Raw genomic sequence first — 22,896 nt, 5'->3', positions numbered from 1 at the left:
AAAATAAAAATTGGAGACTTTTTTTAATCACTTTGCCTATTGTAATTCTCTCAGCAGGCGAACCACACTCCCCTGGTAACCAATCCCGAACTTGCCGAGATGAAGCATCAGGTAATAGAGTTGATAGAATGGTAAGCGTTTTTCATATCCTGCTGCCAGTGGATATTCATCTTGGTAACCCTGATAGAATTCGGGATCAAAACCGGCAAATACCTGACTGACGCCAAGGTCAAATTCGCGATCACCATAAAAAACAGCCGGATCAATAATCACCGGATTGCCGGAAGTATCAAACATGAAGTTTCCGGACCAGAAATCACCGTGAAGCAGTGAGGGATCGCTGTGATGAGTCTGCATCAGCTTTTTGAATCGGTTAACTGCCTTCTGATACATGGCGTCCATTGAGCCAGTCCATAAATGACGCTTCAGAATGATCTTTTTTCGATATTCCAGTCGTTCATTAATAAAGAAAGATGCCCAATCCGGATACCAAGTACCACCCTGGTCGGACTTACCTTCCGGATCATTCACATTGAAACCAAACTTGCCGTTAAGGCTGGTTCGCCGGTGAATCTTGGCAACAACCCGACCGAGTGCATATTGATCACCAAACGGCTGTGACTCAATGTAGCTCAACAATAAATAAGCATCCGGTCCCCAAGTCCCATTAGCTAACACCTTGGGAACCTCAGCCGTTTGCCCCAACAAATTTAAACCGACGATTTCCTGCTTGTAGAAATCGGCTGTCTCGCTGGGATGCATTAATAAGAAATAATCATTTTTATCTTGAGTGGTGAGTTTGTATGCCTGATTGACATCCCCACCACCAACCGGTTGAGCCGTTTCAACCGACTCAATCGGTAAAGTAGTTAAAAGTGCTTTATCTAACAAAGAACAGCCCCCTTTGACAAGATCACTATACATTCATCCTAAAACGAGCGGTTGGACCTTGTCAAAGTGAGTGTCGCTCAGCGATTAGTACCTGGAATATAAGGCGTCGATTGGGAAAATCCTGAACCTGGATTTTTTCAATCTATCCCTTATATGGAATGGTACTGCTGGGTGAAACTGTCCTAAAACAAGTGAGTGTAACCCAGCGGGTAGATTTCGAGTGTAAGGCGGCAGGTGGGAAAATCCCGCTTTTGGATTTACTCACCTGATCCCTTACATGTAGAAATCTGCTGGGTGAAACTGTCCTAGCGAGCGTCGCCCAGCGGTAATCCAATTTCAAAAAATTAATCTTCCTTTGACACTTCTGCCTGTTTCTTGTCCTTTTCCAATACGGATTGGATATAGCCATCCACATCAAACGTCCCCGAAAATTCAGCTAAATGAACCAAATTTCTTAAAAAGTCGTGGGTCTTAGCCTCGTAATGATATTTCAAGCCCAATTCATAGATATAGCCGTTGATATAGTCGACCTCTGTCTGACGATTTTTGGAAATATCCTGGTACATAGAGGGAAAATGCAACGGATTAGAAATTCGACTAACGTATGAAACGGTTTCCCATTCTTCCTGACGAGTGTTGAGTAACGTAACGCCTGCCCGTTCACAAACGTCAAAGGCTTCGTTAATTAACTGAACACCAAGCTTTTTAGCAACTGGAGATTGGATATATTCGCCCATCCGAATTTTAAACATCGTGCAAAGCGTATTTACGACGGAATTAAAGATTACTTTAGCCATTAAAGTTCCCAAAAAGTTGGTGGTCAAATTAGGATTTAAACCGGCTTGAGTAAATTCATCGACAATCTGGTGGGTCATTTGATCAGGTGCTTCGGTTTCGTTGGCAATGTTCATTGACCCGGCACCTTTGGCTCCGATGAAATCAACGTCACCGGCCTGATTCAAAACGGTCCCAATTAAGGCTGTACCGCCCAATACCCGTTCCTTAGGGAAGTATTGATTTAACTTTTCAATATGCCCCATTCCATTCATACATGTCACTGCATACTGTTTTTCATTAAAGAAATGGGCGCTACGTTTCAGAAAATCGGCCAGCTGATATTGCTTGGTAAAGAAAATTAAGACATCCGGATTGCCGTGATAATCTTCCGGATAATAAATGTTGACCGGAACCAGGTGCTTATTCTGACCATCTCTTGAAACATAAACCCCTTTTTGGTTGCGAATGGTTTCAACCTGATCCTCCCAAGTGTCCACAAAGTCAACGTCAAAGCCGGCATCCTGAAGTAGGACCCCATACCGTAATCCCATTGCGCCTGCACCAACTACTGTATATTTCATTATCACAAACTTCCTTTCCAGTCATTTATCATCCCTAAACAAGCAAACTACCAAAAACGCCGCCCCTCTGTCATTTAGACAAAAGGACGACGTTCGCCGCGGTACCACCTTTTTTAGATACCCTGTTTGGCATCCACTCGTTCACCTGCGTTAACGGACAAGTCCGAAACCGGCTAACTCCTCAGCTCACCGATTTATTCATTAAGCATGAAAGTCACCACTTATCTCACCAATGTCATCTTTCAGCCGCCGAATGACTTTTCTGGTAATTGGTTAAATGAATGGCTTCTTTCAAATTGATAAGTCGATTATGAGGAATAACTTAGAAATTGTCAAGACATTTTTTGCTTAAATAGTCCATCTTGGCCATTTGCTTCAGACAATTTCTAATTTTTAACTGATTTTGGCCCACCATAAACTTATTTTTTAACAGTCATTCTCATGATCTGTCGGTTCTTTTAGATTTTCGCTGACGATAACAATAGTAGCCACCACCCATTAGGATCAGTAATAAGCCAAGGCCAATCATCGTCAACCACCAATCAGTTTTCTCATCGGTTTGTGGCAGCATGCCTTTAGGTGTATAGCCATTAGATGGCAAGCTTCCAGGCATCGATGCTGGTAATCCCGATGCCCCGCCAGCTGAAACTGGTGTTGAAGTGAGTGGATAATCAACGATTGGATAACGTTGGAAATGTGTCTGGCCTGTCGGGGCATACTGTGAGTCCGTTCCGGTTGCAGCGGTGCCACCGACTGATTTATCAGGGGTCACCAAGCTTCCTGTATCAGGCTTCAAGGTACTTTCAACACCTTCTTCAGGGGAGATTGCTTGATCTGCCAATGCAATTTGACGATCGTTGTGGTAGGCTACCTGTTCACCATCCGAATCAATCTGACCTGTGACAATTTCGGTATCGGCTTGCTTCCCATTACGCGTTGCAGTAACAGTATAATCTTCAAGACCGGCTAACTGTTCCTTGATCCGGTAAATGCTTCCCAGTGGCAGATTTAATCTGATTGAGTCACCGTGTGCCAGTTCAAAGTTCGTGCTCCCGTTCGCAAACTGTAAATTAATCGGTTGGCGTTTACCTGCCTGCCATTTGACTGCAGACAAGTTCTGATTAATTGGCTGTCCCAAGCCATCCGTGAGTTGCAGTTCAAAGTTAAACGAACGACTTCGATCGCCTAATTGGTTAACGAACTTGTGCACTACTAGCGAACCAGTTGCCGGTACTTCATCCAGTTGGTTTGTGAACCGAACAACGCGCTGTTGATTGGTTGTTAACTGGAATTTCGGTGTTGCCAGGCCTGCTATCTCATCGGCTGTTTCATCCAATCGATAAGACGGTCTAAAACCAGTCACCAGTTCTTCACTGATTTGATAACGAGATTGACTCGACAGGCCAATCATTGTTAGCGACTCTTGACTCTTCAAATGAACGATTGACTGGCCATTTTCAAAGTCGACCGTTACCAGGTGCTGTTGGCCATCAGCGGTTTGTTTAATTGCCCGATATGATTGGTTCAGCGCAGGATCCGCCGAAATCTGAAAGGCAAAGGTTTGCTGATGAGTTACCGGTTTACCCGCCTTATCGACAACCTGCTTGCTAAGTTTTAAATTGGTTGCCAATTTAGTGTTGATAAACCGCAACTCGTTAGTCACCGAGTTGGTTTCATGAAGTTGACTAGTTGCGACGTTACCCGGTCGTTCCTCCTTGCCACTAACTTGGTAACTGGCACTGAAATCCTGCCGAGCTTTTTCAGTTGCCGTAACGGTTGCTTTGTCTGGCAACCCAAGGATAACGACGTGTTCAGCCCCCTTCAAGATCAATTTGTTAGTTGTCAATTCGCCTAGTTTAACATTAACTAATTGGCCATCTTTGAAAGAGATTTCCCCGGTTTTCAACTGGTTATTGGCATCATAGTGTCGGATTTCAAACTGACCAGTCAAGTGATTGTCACGGTTATCGGTCACTTCCAAATCAAATTCAAACTCGAGGTCAAAGTCTGCGGCCGTTAAAAGTTTGCCTGACGGTGTTACATCCCTTAACTGCTTCGTTAATTTCAACGAAGTGGTCGGTAAATGATTATTGAAAATCAGTTCGTGATAACACGCTTGTTTGCGAATTGTCAAAACGGCCGTCGATCCGTCTTTAGTTTGGCCATCATAACGGTGAGAAACCCGATAATCATCTGGGACCCGTTCACTAATTGTCACCTTGGTGCCTGTTGGAACATAGACCATTAACCATTCATCAGCCGATAATCGAATTTTTTGATCGTCTAATCGATATGACCCATCCTTTTGACGATTGAAGATTAACTTCACCTTAGTTACCTGCTGATCGGCCGTCATTAATTGGCCATTAAATTCAACTTTTGACGCTTTTAGCCGTTCACTTGGCGCAATCGTCATGTCAAATTCAAATTTTTGATCTTTTGGTGCGCCCCCACTAACCGTTTTCTTAACAATTAATGGTACATAATCTTCAATGGTATTGGTAAAGGCAATTAAATTCGGTACCTTTCCGGTATTCAATTCAATTCCCGCTACCCTTCCGGATTGAACTTCCCCACCGGCTACTGAATAAGTGGTCTCAAAATTTAGTTGCGGATCAGATGCATTGATTTTCTCAGTTACTTTAAAATGGGTTGCATCAGTCGGTAAGCCGGATAAAATCAACTTTTGACCATCCTGTAAAGTTAACGGTTCTTCATTAAGCTCACCTAGTTTAATCCGGGAAGCTTGACCGTTTTTATCAAAAGTCACCTTTCCAGTATTGATTGGCCGACCGGTCGTGGCATTCACAATCGAAACCGCAAAGGTCTTTTCTTTGATGGCCGCCAACGTCTTTTCGTTAGCAGCTTCGATTTCAAAGTTAAACGCCTTAAGGTCACCCAATTGTCCCATCACTGACTTACTGAAAGCCAGTTGATTCTCACGTTGTTCATTAATGACCGTAACAGACTGGTGAGTGGCTTCAATTGGTCCCACCGCATGGAAGTCGCCTTCCTGATCAGCTGGTTTAACTTGATTGCCATCATCCAATTGGTAGCTGACCAAGGAATACTGATCGTCAGTTTTTTCAAACAATTTCAATCGGCTTTCGTTTGGCAGCATGATTTTCTCGTAGGACTCTCCATCCGCCAGTGTGATCTTTTGATCGGCTGCTCCATCACTGGAAGTTGCCCAGTGAGTGGCCTGCCCATCTTTAAAGTCAAACCAAACATCCGTCCTCGTCGTCCCATCAGCCGTTACTTTGACACCTTTAATTCTCCCATCATAATCCATCAGCTCATTTGTCGAGCTATAGAGAGCCAGCTTAAACTCAAACGGCTTTTGACGATCACTTTCGGTGCTTGGATCTTTCAAACGTTTGGTGAATTTAAACTCAGCCGGTTTTTCTTCCGTATCAAAGCGGTTGGTAAACGTGATAATGCCTGGATTAGTCCCCTTCCCTTGTTGCAGTTGAAGTAAATCCGTCCGTTTGCCCGTTTGATTTTCTTGATTTATTTTGGCTGTTAGATTATTTGTTTCGTGACTGGTTTTAAATGTGGTACTATTGATTTCCTCAACTTGGTAAAGCAGGTTTTGAGGTAACCCTTTGATAACGATGTGCTGATTGTCTTTAATGGCTGGTAATTTTGCCAGCGTATTGCTCTCATCACCAAAGGTCACGGTCCCACTAGTCACCTGTTGGTCGCCCTCATAAATTTCATAACCAAAATCCGGCAGTTGACCATCTGTTCCACTAGGGCCCAGTGGATTGGGCTTCGGATAATTTCCATCATTGTCACGAGCCCGTAAGTGAAACTCAAAGGGATCATTGGCATGGCTCGGATCCGTTGAATTAACTTGTTTGTGAATTTCCAAATCGCCCTTATACGGATTTTTAGCCTGGACGTGATACAAATAATCTTCGGCCTTTTCAAAGGTGATCGTTTCCGAAATAAAGTTCGTAAAGTAATGATCATCGTTTCCTTTAGCCTCGACCACTCGATACACGTCCTTAGTCCCTAGTCCTGCAAACGAGGCGACGCCGTCTTCGTTGGTTGTTGCGGTAATGGCTTGCCCGTCAGTGCCCTTCACCGTTTGCCAGTCATTTGGATCCTGCTTGGTCGTTGTTTCCAAGTTGAAGATCACGCCTGGCAGCGGCACGCCGTTTCGATTCGTTTTCTTGATATTAACACCAAACTGTTTAAATGAGGCGCCACTTTCAATATTGGAACCAATCACACTCCCATCGGTAAATTTTTTCTCACCGACATGCAAGGTAATGGTATTCCCATATTCACTACCTGCACTACCGTCATTAATGACCGTATGATAAACCAACATGAGTGGCGCATCGATTTTGAATTTACCGTCATCATCTTTGAAATCGATTGTCATCGTTAATAAATCATCGCTGTAACTAATGTTATACTTATCCGCAGGGAATTCCCGATCCATATCCGGTTCATAGTAAACCGTCTGACTCTCTTTATCCAAGGTTCGTTTAGCATAGTACAGCTTCGGCTGGTACGCTGGGTCATCCGTGTTCAAATGAGCGTGATTGACACTTTTCAGCTGGTCGACAATTTTAATGTGATCACCGGAAATCGTTTTACCTTCCCCGTTAATTAAATTTGTCCATTTAATCCCAGATAATTCCTGATTGTTCGGTGTTATTTTCTCCAACTTACCATATTTGTGCAGTAAATACCCATTGTCGGCATAACCGACTTCAGCTTTGGTCTCCAGTGATTTTGCTTCTGCGCCTTCGCCCTTGGTCATTTTAACCTGGTTGTGGAAAACCCATTTACCAAGATGACTGAGTTCATCAGATTGCTTATTGAGATTAGCTTTAGTTTGATACTCAAAAACGAAAACGTGCTTACCGGTGTCTTCGACTATCTTTTTCCCGGATTCCGTTAAAATGAATCGACACGTTAAATCGGTTAGTGAGTCACCCGGCTTGGTATCGATCTTTAGATCCTCAATTTTATAATCAGCCGGTGAAAGTTGCTGGCGGTCACCCACTAATTCACTACCATCACCGGAAAGATTGGCTACTGAAACTTTTAAGCTCTCTTTGAACCCAGACAGATCTTGTAAATTGGCAGAAGTACTGCTAGTGCCTGACTTATTAATCATTTTATCTGGTCCAAAAATGTCGTGAATATGAATGCCTCCCTTGAGGACTTCAGGAATCAAATAATTTTGATAATTAATCGCGACTTCCCAATTGATATAACGGTGGTCCGGATCTTGAAAGTTCTCGTCCAACTGACCCCGTTTGGAAATGTTTTCGGCGATAAGTTCTGGAATTGGCACACTTGCTGAATAATATTGTTTTTTCTCGCCATCAAATTTAACCGAGGCGCTATTGGACAACCTTTCAGGTGCTTTGTCCGATTCCAGGGCTTGATGCAGCTTCTCGGTGTCGATTGGTACTTGGCTCAGCTTGACATAAAATTTTCGGCTGGCCCGTTCACCCTCACCTGCCGTATTTGGATTACTCTTAACCTGAATGGTCATCTTACCTTCATTGTAACTAATCTCAAAGGCTTCCCGTTTTGATTGATCATCCTGGTTACCCCAATAGTACTTACCTGATTCAGCATCATAGTAATAGGCAATTGATCTATGAGTCCCAGACCCGGTTGGCAGGTACTGAAAGTCAAGATAATCCTTCAATCTATCGGCATCGGCCTGCTTAAAGTTATCGAAGAATTGTTGATACTTCAAGTAATTAGCGGTATTAGCATTAGCCGCATCAAAATCGACAATCTCAACCGGAAAATTAATGTCACGGTCCAATAAATTGACACCAATTCGCCAACTGGTCGTCATCTTATCCCAGTCAGTGTCGTCATCGAAAGTGCCACTGACCCACTTACCGGTTGCTGTTTTTTCATTAGCCGTTTTATACGTCTTTTTTTCAGCGTACTCTTTATCCTTCCATCTGACCTGATTTGTCAGTGGATTGTAATCTTCGTTCGTCGCACCGTCTGGTTTTAATTGATACTCCAGCCGGTAAACCTGACGACCTGTTTTAGGTTTGACTTCTTCTTTAAATTTAATTTCAAAAGAATGGCCATCATCAGCAATTCTCCAGTTACTCAACTCGTCTAAATTAACCTGCTCATACCGCCCACTTGCGTTTAAGGCAAATAGCTTAAATGATGCTTCATCATATTTAAATTTTTGAGATAGCACCTTATCTGTTAAAGTGAGCTTGGCAATATCGTCGTCGGCGTCCACTGCGAACCGCACTTTTGCTTGGACAATGCCGCCAGGTAAAATATCCATCGTTTTTTGAAGATGGTCTTTCGTGTTCTTAACACTGGCTTCAGCCCAATCCGTCTGCACCTTATCGTTGCCAATTTGACAGGATTCTACCCGAATTTGATTTTCATAAAGGTCATTGTTTAAATTCCAAATCGAAGCGGTATGCGTTAACGTGATTTTGGTAATCACTACTTCAGGGTCCTCAAAAATATCGGCCGCATTAAACGTAAATCGGGCTGTTTTAGAGGTGCCATCCCGCTCCACTACAGGTTTAGCCTGGCTGGAGACCTTCTTACCATCCTTAATTCCTTCAATTTCATATTCAAATTTACCACTATTGTCGTAGCCCCCGCGCTGCTCAAACTGATCAAGCAGGACGACTTTTGAGGCTCCTCTTTGATCTTGGCCTTCAGATCTCTTAACGTTAAAAACAGACGTCCATTTTACCTTTGAATAGTCATTGTACTCTTTCCCGTCAACAATTTGAGTATTCCAATTACCATCCTTTCGAATATCGATCGACGCCTTAGCTACCTGCACGCCGCCACCATCTTCAGCCACCTGACCAAAGTGAATTTCTTCCTTACTTTCATCAAAAGTTGTCGAGAGATTAGTACTGTATCTGACATCGGTATTAGCCAATTCGCCCGGTGTAAAGACAATCCGGATCTTTTGAACGCCTGGGTCATCCGTCGGCGTCATAATAAAATATCCGACCCGTCGATTATTCTGACTCGCAACAATTGGCTGTTTAATCCGCTCATTTTGACCATAGTCGTATTTGAACCCTTTCAAGTCAAACTCGTAATAGTCACCATCTTGAATTCGTTGATCAGCCGGGAAAGCATTTTTGTCTTCAATGTTGCCCGTACTCCATTCCCAATGTAAATCAACGCTGTCACTTCCCCGGATCGTTTCAGGGATCTGAACGTTGCCTGAATTTTCACCTGTCGGCAAGTCATGCGTTGATGAATTACCATCTTGATGAATGGTGTAGCTGATTTTATCAAAGAAATAATTTTTAACCAATTCGTTGATAGATCGTGTGCCTTCTGATTCGTCGCTTCGAGTAAAGACCCGTTTTACCGCTGATTGGCTTTTTGAAGATTCCTGGACGCCAGCAGTTGGTCCCGCTGGCGGCTCGCCCTCATCATCAGCTTCAGCCGTTTTTTCGATAGCTTTCCGACTGTCAGTAACGCTTTCTTTAAGTGTTGATTCCGAACTGCTACTCTGACTTTTGACAGAATCGGCCGTCGCTTTAGGTGTCTTTACCGATTGTTGATTGTCTGCAGAACGCTGTTGCTTCTTGCTTTCAGCAATTGCTTGCTGTTGTTTTTCAGCCGCCTTTTTTTGATCGGCTGCCTGTTTCTTCTCTAAATAAGCTTGTTGCTGTTGCTGCTGACTCGCCTTCTGAGCAGCTTCTGCTTGCTCTTGCTGCTGCATTGTTTCAAATTGATTCGCCGATTTCAAGTCACCAGCAGTCGCCGCTTTTTCTTGTTTTAAATCAGCTGATTTTTTCAAGACGCTAATCGCTGGCAATTGAATTTTTTGCCCAGCAATCGTCAATTTTAGCGCCAGTTGATCAGCTGGTCGTCGAAACGTAGTCGGTAAACTCACTGGCACTGTCACCCGACCATCGGCGCCGCGCCAACGAATTTCGGACTCATCGGCGCCAATTGTGATCACTACCCGAGTCGCACCATTTGCGTACCGATATCTTCTTGGTTTGATCTTTAACAACTGATCATCATAATTAAACCTCACCTTCCCATTCTTAGAACGGCTGCCCACCGTTAAATTAAAGCTCAGCTTCGCTTTTTCACCAACTTTTGTCTGATTGATCAACTGCTCTCGTTCATTGACTAAGGCTGCTTGACTTACAGAAACATCGCCAGGTTTGGCAGCTTCTGCCAAAGCCTGTCCAGCCGTCAAAAAATTACCAAAAAGCAGTGTCAACACACCTACTATTTGAATAATCAATTTTTTACTTAAGAACTTCATGGTTATCCTCCCCATGGGTTGCTAATGGTTACAATTAGACATTTTTAATTTACGCTTATTAGCTTAACAGGAAAATTTAACCATTCTTAGAATAATTCATGAAGAAACTATGCCATTTTGGCCATTAAATTTAGTCAAAATAATTTATTTTGTCTAAAAGCCATAAATAGATTAAAAAAATCTCGTATCGTCAACGTCTTAACATGTTGATCATACGAGATTTTTTAGATTTTGCTAAAATGGGATTCATAAGCAGACAGTTACCCTACAAATTCAGTCATTATTTAGGATAAACAGCCAATCGATTACCATCAATGGTGACCGTTTGAATTGGCTTTTCATAGAAGTCAGATAAACTATCTGCCGTTAAGACTTGCTTACGGGCGCCCTTCTTAATCACTTGACCCGAACGCAGCAATAAAACGTGATTAAAACATGGCAATAGTTCCTCCGTGTAGTGGGACACCAGCAATAAAGCTGGCCGATTGGGCATTTCCGCAATCCTGGCAACTCGGCTCAACAATTCTTCCCTGGCAAATAAATCCAAACCGTTACAAGGTTCATCCAAAATCAGTAATTTGGGATGTGCCATCATTGCCCGGGCAATTAACACCAGTTGGCGTTCTCCCTGCGACAGTACCGCATACTTTTTACCCAAGAGTTTTTGGCCACCCATATCGATTAAGATTTGACGGGCTTCATCTAATTCAGACTGTGAAAATTCCTGATAAATCCCAATACTGGCGAATTTTCCGGAAAGCACAATCAAGTCAACCGGATCACCGGTATGCAGCTGGTCTTGAAGCGCATTACTGACCCAACCAATCTTAGTTTTTAGTTCGGGAATATTGGTGTGGCCAAAAACGCCACCCAAAACTTCCAATTGACCAGTTGTTGGCCATAGATCACCATGAATCATTTTCAACATGGTCGTTTTACCCGCCCCGTTCAAGCCTAAAATGGCCCAGTTTTCATTTTGATTTACCTGCCAATTAATATGGTGCAGAATTTTTTTCTTGCCGCGAGTCACCGAGACGTCATCAAATCTCAAAATTCGTTCCATAATTGCCTCCTTGATTGTATATGTATTCAAAAGGACTGAATAAACCGGAGTGGGTTTTCATTCAGTCCTTTCGTTTAATTGCCTAGTTAGTTGTGAGGGGGAAAGCTCACAATTTAATCAACATGTTAGAAAATAATCTTGGAATCTAACCGCTTGTTAGTAGGACATCTCCTTCAAGCAATCTACTACGTCTAAGGGATCAAGAGGCAAAAAGCCAAAGTCAGGCTTTTCACCTCTTGACGCCTTAGCCTTCGTAGATTAACCGCTTGAATCCGCTCACTACTACTTTTCCGCGTCCGCTTCCTTTTCCGTTGGGGTGCTGTACTTGTCAGCTTCACCAACAAATGACATGTGGTCACGAAGATCGGCACCAACTCGTGAAAGCAGTGAGTTAGCTGAACGTTCACGCATCTTGTAAAGTTTCTTAAAGCCGTTACGGTAATCATCCATGAATTCTTTAGCAAATGAACCGTCTTGGATCCGCTTGAGAGAATCCTTCATTGCCTGCTTGGATTCTTTACCAACAACCTTTGGGCCAACAACGTATGAACCATATTCAGACGTGTTTGAGCAGTCAGCGTACATCTTGTTAAAGCCGCCTTCGTAGATTAGGTCACAGATTAATTTCATTTCGTGATCAACTTCGAAGTAAGCTAACTGTGGTGAGTAACCTGCCTCAGTTAAAACTTCATAACCAGTTTCGATCAGTGCAGTTACCCCGCCCATCAAGACGTTTTGTTCACCAAATAAATCTTCTTCAGTTTCCTCTTTGAAGGTTGTCTTCAGTAAGCCGGCACGAGCTGCCCCGTTTCCTTTGGCAAACTCTTTGGATAAATCTTCGGCATGACCGGAGTAATCTTGGTAATAGCCGTATAATGCCGGAACACCGGAACCTTCAACGTATGTACGACGGCAAAGATTACCTGGACCTTTAGGGGCCATCATCACAACATCAACGTTCTTTGGTGGCACGATTTCCTTATAGTGGATGTTAAACCCGTGTGAGAAGCCTAATACATTGCCTTCTTCAAGGTTTGGTTCAATTTCCTTCTTGTAAACATCACTCATAACTTCATCCGGAGTTAACATTTGAATCCAATCTGCCCGACGAGCTGCTTCGGCTGGTGTATAAACATCAAAGCCGTCGATCTTGGCATTTTCAAATGATTGTCCTGGCCGAACACCTACGATAACATCGTAACCCGAATCACGTAAGTTGTTGGCTTGAGCATGGCCTTGTGAGCCGTAACCGATAAAGGCGATTTTCTTTCCTTGAAGATAATTGGTGGTAACATCCTTGTCATATAACATTTCTACACTCATACTGATTCCTCCATTTTTTACACTTAAGTATTTTTCTAAAAACAACTGTCGTAGGAACTTAAAGCCAAATTAGTAATGAAGTGCCTCACCTCCTCAAAGTAATTTTCTTTAAAAGCCCAGCATATCACTGTTCTTGTGGCCAGGTGCCACCATTGGATAAACCTGTTCGTCAACCGGTACCTGAACCTCAACCAAGGTTGACTTGGGATCATCAAAGATCGCATTTAATTGTTGTTCCAACGGTTTGGCCGAATCCAATTGCCGATAGTTAATGTCGTAGGCATCGGCTAATTTTTTGAAATCCGGTTGATGGTTAAACAGTGATTGTGACCGGTGATTTGAATAGAAGGCATCCTGCCATTGTCTAATCATTCCTAATGCATGATTATTCAAAAGGAAAATCTTGACATTTAAGCCCTCTGCGGCCAGCACTTCCAGTTCTTCACTGGTCATTTGAAAACCACCATCCCCGACGAACAATACAACGTCCCGATCTGGGTTGCCCAGTTTGGCACCGATTGCGGCGGGTAATCCATATCCCATGGTACCCAACCCCCCGGAAGTCACTAACTGGCGGGGATGCTTGAACGGATACGATTGGGCCGCCCACATCTGGTGTTGGCCAACATCCGTGACCACAATCGCGTCACCGTTCGTGGTTTTACCCACGGCACTGATCACTTCATGAGGGTTAAATTGGCCCCGTGCCGGTTCAGTATCCTCAGGGTGCTCAGCCTTTCGTTCAACTGATAACTGATTCCAAGCCGGCGTTTGTGGCTTAGTCGCCTGACTGGCGTTCATTTCCTGAAGAGCCGCTTTGGCATCGGCTTCCACTGAGTAATCGGCCTTCAAAATCTTGTTCAATTCATGGGTGTCAATATCGATATGCACAATCGTCTTACGATCGGCGAAGTTGGCCGCTTTAGGCACCATCCGATCGTCGAAACGCGAGCCGATGTTCAACAAAAAGTCACTTTCTGCCAAAGCCATGTTAGCCGCATAACTACCGTGCATGCCACCCATGCCCAAGAACAGCGGATCGTCGCTTGGAAGTGTTCCTAACCCAAGTAACGTGGCAACTACCGGCAGATTCCAATCATGAACGAACTGATTGAACTCAGTCGTTGCCTGCGCCGCAGCAACCCCAGCGCCGACGACAACAACCGGTTTAGCCGCATAACTCAATGCTTCAAGGGCTGCAGCCAACGTTGCCTGTTGGGTCTTGCCCAACTTGGCTGGCGCCGCCGATTTCGTTGAGGTGACTTGAGGGTCAAAGGCGGCCATCTGTGATGTGACATCCTTGGGGAGATCAACCAAAACCGGTCCCTTGCGACCACTTTGGGCGATCTCAAAGGCTTTAGTGACGGTATTATGTAACTGGTTGACGTCTGAAACTTGGAAATTAGCTTTGGTGATTGGCTTGGTCACACTGACAATGTCCAATTCTTGAAATGCATTAGTGCCAATTGCAGAACGGGTTACCTGACCCGTAAACACAACCAACGGTACCGAATCCATCTGGGCATCCGCAATGCCAGTGACGACATTGCCCGCCCCCGGACCACTTGTCACACAAACAACGCCCGTTTTACCGGTCGTTTTGGCATACCCTTCAGCAGCGTGCACGGCCCCTTGCTCATGACGGGTTAAGACATTCCCAAATGATTTGGTATAAAGCGCGTCATATAACGGTAATACGGCACCACCCGGATATCCAAATAAGAAATCAACATCCTGTTCCGCTAATGCATCAACCAGGATTTCGGCCCCGGTTTCAGTTCCGGTTGCCGGTTTTGATTCTTCAGCAAGCATCTCTGATTCACATCCTTTCAAAACACATTATGTATCTAACAACATCACGTTAGGCCCGTTTTAACTTAATCTGCGAATAACCATTTCGTGATGGTTGAAATTTAACACAACTTTTTTGAACTTGTCAACCCGTAAATTAGATTTATTTTAATCTCAATCTCACCATTTTTGCGTGGAAGCGCTGACAGATGGCCGATTTGACCGCTCAAAAAAATTTTTTTAAATGATTTTTCGCCAACTGCCATGTGAGGACTTAGCAAAATATCACTTGCCTATTGACAATACTAGCTTTTTTTAACAAGTCAAGTCATTTTTTGAAGTTTCTTGATGCCTGCCAGACCGCTTTTTTCGCCTTATATGAAGAAATTCAATCAAGTTGCTTCACTAAAAAAAATTCCTCGATTGTCAAGTTAAGTGCAACACTAACGGCCTATTCTTATAATTGGTCTAGGAAGTTAAACCAGTTGTGGCATAACATCTGCTGGACAACTATAGCTTAAACAGCGGCGGGGACGGTGATTCAGGGTCATGAAGACACCTATCCTTATCTGTTGATTTTGTCGTTAATAATAAGAATAGGTCTTCATGGCCTTTTAAGCTAGTCTAATTGGTCTAGTTATCAAGTGTTGCACTTCAATTTTAAATCGGGGACTAAAAAAAATTTGTAAGATTTTTGTTGCAATTTTCACAACCTGTGGTATAGTTAGCGACAAGTTAAAAAATGAGAAATCGATTCAGGAAAGAGTAACTGACCGACTGTTAGCAAGAGAGCCCTGGGCTGCTGGAACAGGGTAGCAATCAATCAGTGAAGGTAGTTCCGTTATAAAAATCGTCTCTGGCACTGCCCAATATCCAGCCGTGTTTCAACACGATTTGAGGCGACCGTTCTTCAGTCGCGAACAAAGGTGGTACCGCGTTAAAGACGCCCTTTGAAAAACTTTCAAAGAGCGTTTTTATTTTGACTTTTTTGCTTTAATTTGATTTTAGATTTGACATTCAGAAAGGAATGATGACCATGACGACTAGCATAATCCCAGCTGCAGCTAATGCGCCAATGCTGAAATACTTCGAATCACAAGGATTTAACGAACTTTACATCGATAAGGATTCGGTGGCAAACCAATTAATGGGTGAAGAGGCTGATCGAGTGTTAGATTTGGCAGATTACGCACAATACTTGCGTTGTATGAGAAACGCGACCCGTGCTCGCCTATTGGCTGACACTTCTTTTGGTGGCGACAATCTTACCAACTGGGCAACGACTGCAGATGAACTGGTCCGTTGTGGTGCGGATACCATTCTGATCAGCGATTACCAGAGTAAGACTGCTAATTACCAGCCAAATCTACTTTCCGATAAAGACTTCAAAGTTAAAATTCAGACTATGAAGGCCGAACTGGCCGACACCCATACCAACGCCATTGTGAATCTTGGCGGTTTTTCAGCATACGGTCTTGCCGGCCTCACCGATCGAATTAAGATTGCCCATGATCAGGGGATCGCTAAAGTTTCCATCAGCAACGTCACTGCAAAGGACCTTTCAATCATCGGGGCCATTATGACGCCAAACCAAGAAATTGGTTTGGCGATCGATAACCCAAAGATGACATTTGGCAGTGCGCAACAGGTTAACCCTGCATTTGTTTTGGACACTTATCATCCCAAGAAGGCCACACAACAATGGGTCCAAAAAGCCGGGCCGTCCGTTGTGTTACGGTTGTACATGGGAAATTAAGATAAGTCGTTTCAAGACGACTATCGCCGGGACCACTGTCAAATCAGCAGTGGTCCCGGCGTTTTTATTTCAAGAAAGGAAAGTGATGATTTAATGCAAACAAGAACTCCCAAACTAACCGAAACAGATGTGACCAAAGCCTATGCGGTGTTAAAGCCGATTGTAGCGCATACCGCTTTAGAATATAATCGCTACTTATCCGAGCGTTATCATGCCAACGTGTACTTAAAACGTGAGGACCAACAACTGGTACGCTCTTTCAAACTCCGCGGCGCTTATTACGCAATCTCCCAAACCCCAGCAAGCACCAGGCAAGCCGGCGTCGTTTGTGCCAGTGCTGGTAATCATGCCCAAGGAGTCGCTTGGACCTGCAACCGGATGAAAATTCCGGCAACCATCTTCATGCCAACCACGACCCCGGCTCAAAAGGTGAACCAAGTGAAGTACTTTGGCGGTGATCACGCCACCATCAAGCTGACCGGTGACACTTTTGACGAATCAGCCACGGCCGCTTTGGACTTTTGTCAGAATCATGGGCAAACGTTCATCGCGCCATTTGATAATTTAAACACCATGGCTGGTCAAGGATCAATCGCCGTTGAAATTTTTAATGACGCCGCTGCACAGCATCTAAAAGTTGACGAGTTGTTTGTGGCGATTGGCGGTGGTGGCCTACTAAGTGGGATCAGTACATACACCAAAGCTAAAAGTCCCAAAACAACTATCGTCGGTGTTGAACCCAGCGGGGCCGCCTCGATGAAAGCCGCCTTTGACGCCGGCCAACCGGTTGAATTAAAGGCTTTGGACACCTTTGTCGATGGTGCCGCGGTCAAGAAAGTCGGTGAATTAACCTACGCCACCTGCCGAGCAAACGTTGATCGCTTATGCCAGGTTCCAGAGGGTCAGGTCTGCAACACCATTTTAGATCTTTACAGCAAAGCTGCCATCGTGGCCGAACCGGCTGGTGCCTTAAGCGTCGCCGCATTGGAAGCCAATAAAGATCGGGTGGTCGGTAAGACCGTCGTTTGCGTCATTTCCGGCGGTAACAATGATATCAACCGGATGCAGGAAATTGAAGAGCGGTCATTGATCTATAATCAGCAGCAACACTACTTCGTCGTCAATTTTGCCCAGCGAGCCGGCGCGCTTCGGGAATTTGTCAATCACGTTCTAAATCCTGACGACGATATCACCAAATTCGAGTACACCAAGAAAGTTAACAGCACTATGGGGCCCTGCCTGATCGGTGTTCGCCTCGGTAACGTCGCCAATCTGGATCAATTGCTTAACCGTCTGCAACAATTTGACCCCCACTACATCAATCTCCAGGAAAACCAAGCGCTTTACCGGATGTTGGTTTAAATTTCTCATAATTACTTGAACGTTTCTCATAGTGAGCATCGCGTTTTACGACTGAATGTCGGCGCGGTGCTCTTTAATTTTCGAATTTAATCTGCCAAGCAAGATGCTTGACAATTAAATAAAAATGAGAATAAGTGTTAGGGTATTCCCTCATTTTTTTCATTAGCTGTTTACAAGTGAGGAAAATTATAATAAGCTTAATGCAATTCTTAGACAAGTGAAAGGACATACCAACAATGAAAACTACCAATGCTTTATTATTATTACAAATTATTGTTCTCGTCGTGATTATTATTATCTAGACGGGCTAATTTGTAATGAGCCCGTCTAACCCGGCGGGCAGCATTGGTGAATTTCAAGCCAAGAGCTGTTCAACACAGCTCTTGGCTTTTTGTTTTATCCCCACCAGTCAAGAAGCAAATTTTGGTGCTCAACCACACCACTACATATCAGAGAGGATGATAGTTAATGGCAAATACACTTGATTTTAATGCAGAAGGAGAAGGTATCAATAAACGATCCGACAAGATCAAAGTTGGTGTTGACGAAGCGCCCTCGAAAAGTTTGCTTTACGCAACAGGCCGAGTAAAGAACGAACGTGACATGAAAAAACCGTTTATCGCCATTTGTAATTCGTATATCGAAATTGTGCCAGGTCACATTCATCTGCGAGCCTTAGCCGACGTTGCTAAACGGGCCATTCGTGAGGCCGGTGGGATTCCATTCGAGTTCAATACCATTGGCGTTGATGACGGGATCGCCATGGGCCACGTTGGCATGCGGTATTCCTTACCAAGTCGGGAAATCATTGCCGATTCAGCCGAAACCGTGATTAACGCCCACTGGTTTGATGGTGTCTTATTCATGCCAAACTGTGACAAAATTACTCCCGGGATGTTAATGGCCGCCGCCAGAACCAACGTCCCATCAGTCTTTGTTTCCGGTGGACCAATGCGGGCCGGCGTCGATCCTAAAGGCCGGGCCACCACGCTCTCCACCATGTTTGAAGCCGTTGGTGCTTTCAAGAGCGGCAAACTTTCCAAAGAACATTTACTGGAATACGAAAAAAACGCCTGCCCAGGCTGTGGGTCCTGTGCCGGGATGTTTACCGCCAACTCAATGAATTCACTGATGGAAGCTTTAGGTGTTGCCCTTCCTTACAACGGCACTGCATTAGCTGATTCCGAAGAACGAAAGGAATTGGTTAGAAACGCCGCTAAACAAGTCATGTACATGGTCAAGAACAACATCAAACCACGAGACTTAATGACCAAGGAAGCTTTTGACGATGCTTATGCGCTGGATATGGCAATGGGTGGCTCAACCAACACCATTTTGCATGGCTTGGCAATCGCCCACGAAGCCGGCATTAACTACAACCTTGACGACATTAACAAAATCAGTCGCAAGGTGCCATACTTAGCCAAAATTGCGCCATCTTCTCATTGGACCATGCAGGATGTTCACGCAGCTGGTGGGATCCCCGCCATTCTTAACGAATTAATCGAAAAGGGTGACATCTTACATCCAGATCGAATGACCGTTACCGGCAAGACATTGCGTGAAAATGTCGCCGGCGCCAAGACCAAGAATCCTGAAGTCATTCGAACCCTCGACAACGCCTATTCCAATGTCGGCGGTCTTTCGGTTCTTCATGGCAACCTTGCCCAGGACGGGGCGGTCATCAAAGTCGGTGGTGTTGATCCAGACATCCGTGATCAAGGTAAGTTTGTGGGTAAAGCAATTTGCTACGACTCCCACGACGAAGCTGTTCATGGAATTGATTCCGGTGAAGTTCAGCCGGGACACGTTGTTGTCATTCGCTATGAAGGTCCTAAAGGGGGCCCTGGCATGCCGGAAATGTTAAACCCCACCTCCAGTATTGTTGGTCGGGGACTCGGTCGCGAAGTTGGCTTGATCACTGACGGCCGCTTCTCCGGTGCTACTCGTGGGATTGCGGTTGGTCATATTTCACCAGAAGCTGCTGAAGGTGGCAATATCGCCCTGATCAAAAACGGCGATACCATCACCATTGACCTGAAGAATCACGATATTTCATTAGACGTTTCAGAAGAAGAATTAGCTGAGCGCCGCAAACACCTGCCTAAATTTGAGCCAAAGGTTCGTTCAGGTTACTTAGCCCGTTACCAAGCATTGGTGACTTCCGCTAATACGGGTGGTGTCATGCGGGGTTACGACGAACTATTTAATTAGTCATCATCAATTTAAAATAGAGAAATTTTAGGGAATTGAATTTATTGGAGGAATGCTTATGCGAACTGTTTCTAAAGTCGGTAATTGGATGAGTAAGTGGTTCACCTTACTCGTCATCTTATGGGCCGCTGTTAATTACTTCTTACCACAGGCCAGTTTATGGATTGCACCGAATACTTCCTATCTATTAGGCATTATCCTGTTCGGCATGGGATTAACTTTAAGTAAGGACGACTTCGCCCGAATCTTAAAGCGACCCGTACCAGTCCTGCTTGGGACGGTTGCCCACTACGTCATCATGCCATTAATTGCGTTTTTGCTCTGCCAGCTGTTTCACTTAACCGGCGCCACTGCCGTTGGTGTCATCCTGGTTGGTTCCTGCCCAAGTGGAACATCCTCTAGTGTGATGGCTTATCTGGCAAAGGGGGATGTTGCCTTGGATGTTTCAATTGAAGCACTGTCAACCCTATTGGCACCAATCATGCTGCCACTGTTACTCCAGTTCTACGCTGGTCGTTACGTTGCGATCCCAACCACTCAACTCTTCCTTAGTACCCTGAAGATTGTGGTTATTCCGGTGGTTCTTGGGGTGGTTGTTCACACCCTCTTCAGTAAGCAGGCTGCCAAGGTTAACTTGGTGCTACCGTTAATTTCACAGTTGGCAATTCTTGCCATCATCGGTGCCGTTTTTGCCGCTAACCACGACGACTTATTCACTGCTCAAACTGCTTTAGTCATTCCAGTCGTCATGCTGCACAACTTGAGCGGTTACGCACTTGGCTACTTGTTTGGCCACTTAATCCGGCTTCGTCAACCCCAACGAAAGGCAATTACGTTTGAGGTTGGCATGCAAGATTCCAGTCTTGGCGCAACGCTAGCTATGAAATACTTTGTTCCGGCCGCTGCCATCCCATCAACCATCTTCTCGATCTGGCACAACGTTTCCGGCTCAGTTCTTTCTTCTTGGTGGCGTCAACACACAACCGAATCGGTCAAGGAATCGATTCAGTCGGCAGCGTCAAATAACGTCGCAAATAATTAGTCACTAAGCTGGACCTATATAATAGTAGAAAAGACCATTTCCGTTAACTTTGGAAATGGTCTTTTTGATTGATTTAACGGGTTTAATCATACCTGAAAGCTTTGCGTTAAAAAGTCCGTTAGTTCCCGAGGATCAATATTTTGTAAATTGCCCTTCTTAACAGCTTTCTTAATGGTTCGCGGTGAAACCTTTCTGCCGATTAAATAGTTGGCCACTTCGTCCAAATTCCCGTCAACTTTAAAAAATGGGTTGAATTTAAGGTGAACCATTTGATTATCTGTAATCGTCCAATTAATGCCTAGTTTACCCGCCTCAAATTCATGATCCTGATAATCATAATAACCGGGATTATGCCCAAAGTTCCACGCATCAGTCCCATACGTCTCAGCCAACCGCTGATCTGCTTTACGCCAATCATCACCTGTCATGTGATAAACTTCGATGGCATCGAGTGATTTAACTTTAAAGAGTTCCTTTAATAAATATTCTCGAAATTCCGGCATGGTCATGCCATCCGGTAGATACTCCTTCAAATTAACAATCGGACTGCGCTTAGAAAAGACCCCTAATCGTTTCTGTTTTTCAAGCTGGTTTTCGGTTAAAACTTTTTTAGCATTTTCAATATTTAAATCGTACATAATCGTACCGCCGGCCGCAATTCCCTGACCGCTCTTGAACATTGTCATGCCGGACCACTTTTTCCCTTCCAAAATCAAATCACTGCTATTAGGCTTCATTTGAACATCCAATCCCAGCTTTTGAAGCGCCTTCAAAACCGGGTTGGCAAAATACTCATAATCGCCAAAATGCGACGCATCATCTACCAAAATATTTTCAAAAATAAAGTTGCCCATGTCATGGTAGACAGCTCCGCCACCGGAAGTTCGCCGAACCATTTCAATTTGATGCTCGTGCAGATAATCAATATCGACTTCTGCCCAGGCATTTTGATTCCGACCAATGATCACGGACGGTTGATTAATATAAAACATCAACCCATGACCTGGTAACTTCAAATCATTGACAAAATAATTATCCAGAGACTGGTTCACCCTCGCATCGTAGCTTGGCTGCCCATTTCTGGAAATATCAATCAGATACATTAACGTCCTCCCCCTAACCGCTTTGTTCCACACACTGTCCATTATACGTTATAATAAAGTTAAATCATATTAAGGCGGTGTCATTTTATGGCTAAGATGTCATTGTGGGCGCGCATTAAACAATTTTTTGCCGGCAAAAAAAGTGCGTCAACTGTTGAAAATGCTCAGGTAAAAGACGGAATTTGGTATGCAAAGCAAAGCGATGGAACTTATCTCTTAGGAATTGACAAATCGGTTTATCAATTGATGGGGAAAATTACTTTTGCGGACTTTCCGACCCAGCTTAAAGAAATCCAAGTTGATGATGACCTGTTGGACATTGAAGGTGACAAATCTGTTGAAACCTTAAAATCGCCAATTGCCGGCACCGTCATTGCTCAAAATCACGATATTGGTAAAAATGTCGAGACGCTAAATGAACCGAATCCGCAAGTTAATTGGATCGTTAAGGTCAAACCAGCTTCTTAGAGTTAAACATGATGAAAAATTTTCAAAAACCCGAATTGTCAAATCAAGTGCAACACTTGGAAGACACTACTTCATAGTGGTCTAGTTAACTAATCAAATAAAGTATCGTATGAACTAAAGACATTGGTAGGCGTGGCGTAGTTTAAGATGCGACGTGGTCGGTGGTTCAGTGCAAACTGAATCTGATGGAGTTGTGTGTTCGAGTAGTGGTGAAGTGATTTACCTTTGGGAATGTACTCACGGATAAGGC

At 44.2% G+C, this 22,896-nt stretch carries 12 protein-coding genes and 1 pseudogene; 5 read left to right on the top strand and 8 right to left on the bottom strand.

Annotated features, from left to right (window positions below; genetic code table 11):
- Window positions 1-36: 36 nt before the first annotated feature.
- The 6 genes from ED605_RS01115 to ilvB form a co-directional block, all read right to left on the bottom strand.
- Window positions 37-891, bottom strand: coding sequence for a fructosamine kinase family protein (locus tag ED605_RS01115; protein ID WP_225419013.1), 855 nt, complete (start codon window positions 889-891; stop codon window positions 37-39).
- Window positions 892-1,235: 344 nt separating this feature from the next.
- The gene (locus tag ED605_RS01110) at window positions 1,236-2,249 is read right to left on the bottom strand and encodes a ketopantoate reductase family protein (RefSeq protein ID WP_121977101.1); all 1,014 of its coding nucleotides are present in this window, start codon (window positions 2,247-2,249) and stop codon (window positions 1,236-1,238) included.
- A gap of 439 nt (window positions 2,250-2,688) precedes the next feature.
- Complete coding sequence (locus ED605_RS01105) at window positions 2,689-10,524, bottom strand: DUF7601 domain-containing protein (RefSeq protein WP_162919724.1); 7,836 nt, start codon at window positions 10,522-10,524, stop codon at window positions 2,689-2,691.
- A gap of 280 nt (window positions 10,525-10,804) precedes the next feature.
- On the bottom strand, window positions 10,805-11,587 hold the full coding sequence (locus ED605_RS01095) for an ABC transporter ATP-binding protein (RefSeq protein ID WP_121977098.1): 783 nt from the start codon (window positions 11,585-11,587) through the stop codon (window positions 10,805-10,807).
- Between the two features lie 282 nt (window positions 11,588-11,869).
- Complete coding sequence (gene ilvC, locus ED605_RS01090; RefSeq protein ID WP_121977097.1) at window positions 11,870-12,910, bottom strand: ketol-acid reductoisomerase; 1,041 nt, start codon at window positions 12,908-12,910, stop codon at window positions 11,870-11,872.
- Window positions 12,911-13,018: 108 nt separating this feature from the next.
- Window positions 13,019-14,722 (bottom strand): biosynthetic-type acetolactate synthase large subunit, encoded by a 1,704-nt coding sequence (gene ilvB / locus ED605_RS01085; protein ID WP_121977096.1) that lies wholly within the window; start codon window positions 14,720-14,722, stop codon window positions 13,019-13,021.
- A gap of 1,015 nt (window positions 14,723-15,737) precedes the next feature.
- Between ilvB and ED605_RS01080 the strand changes: the two genes are divergently transcribed.
- The 4 genes from ED605_RS01080 to ED605_RS01065 all read left to right on the top strand — a co-directional run bounded on the left by ED605_RS01080 (window position 15,738) and on the right by ED605_RS01065 (window position 21,075).
- Entirely contained in the window at window positions 15,738-16,457 is a 720-nt protein-coding gene (locus tag ED605_RS01080) for a hypothetical protein (RefSeq protein ID WP_225419012.1), read from the top strand.
- A gap of 93 nt (window positions 16,458-16,550) precedes the next feature.
- Complete coding sequence (ilvA, locus tag ED605_RS01075) at window positions 16,551-17,819, top strand: threonine ammonia-lyase IlvA (protein ID WP_121977094.1); 1,269 nt, start codon at window positions 16,551-16,553, stop codon at window positions 17,817-17,819.
- 468 nt (window positions 17,820-18,287) lie between these two features.
- On the top strand, window positions 18,288-20,033 hold the full coding sequence (gene ilvD / locus ED605_RS01070; protein ID WP_121977093.1) for a dihydroxy-acid dehydratase: 1,746 nt from the start codon (window positions 18,288-18,290) through the stop codon (window positions 20,031-20,033).
- A gap of 58 nt (window positions 20,034-20,091) precedes the next feature.
- Window positions 20,092-21,075, top strand: a complete 984-nt coding sequence (locus tag ED605_RS01065; protein WP_191981324.1) for a bile acid:sodium symporter family protein — start codon at window positions 20,092-20,094, stop codon at window positions 21,073-21,075.
- A gap of 86 nt (window positions 21,076-21,161) precedes the next feature.
- Here the strand turns inward: ED605_RS01065 and lplA are convergent, their stop codons facing one another.
- Window positions 21,162-22,178 (bottom strand): lipoate--protein ligase, encoded by a 1,017-nt coding sequence (gene lplA / locus ED605_RS01060; protein WP_121977091.1) that lies wholly within the window; start codon window positions 22,176-22,178, stop codon window positions 21,162-21,164.
- An 87-nt stretch (window positions 22,179-22,265) separates the two neighbouring features.
- Here lplA and ED605_RS01055 point away from each other — a divergent pair, with 87 nt between their 5' ends.
- Window positions 22,266-22,646: a glycine cleavage system H family protein gene (locus ED605_RS01055; protein ID WP_121977090.1), complete on the top strand. Its 381-nt coding sequence runs from the start codon at window positions 22,266-22,268 to the stop codon at window positions 22,644-22,646.
- Window positions 22,647-22,735: 89 nt separating this feature from the next.
- Here ED605_RS01055 and ED605_RS15040 read toward each other — a convergent pair.
- Window positions 22,736-22,896: pseudogene (locus ED605_RS15040) on the bottom strand (IS30 family transposase); the annotation flags it as partial.

It is taken from the genome of Lentilactobacillus raoultii (assembly GCF_900411375.1).
GTDB classification, from domain to species: domain Bacteria; phylum Bacillota; class Bacilli; order Lactobacillales; family Lactobacillaceae; genus Lentilactobacillus; species Lentilactobacillus raoultii.
The sequence above is the reverse complement of the archived record's forward strand: the minus strand, read 5'-3'. Positions and strand labels throughout refer to the sequence as shown.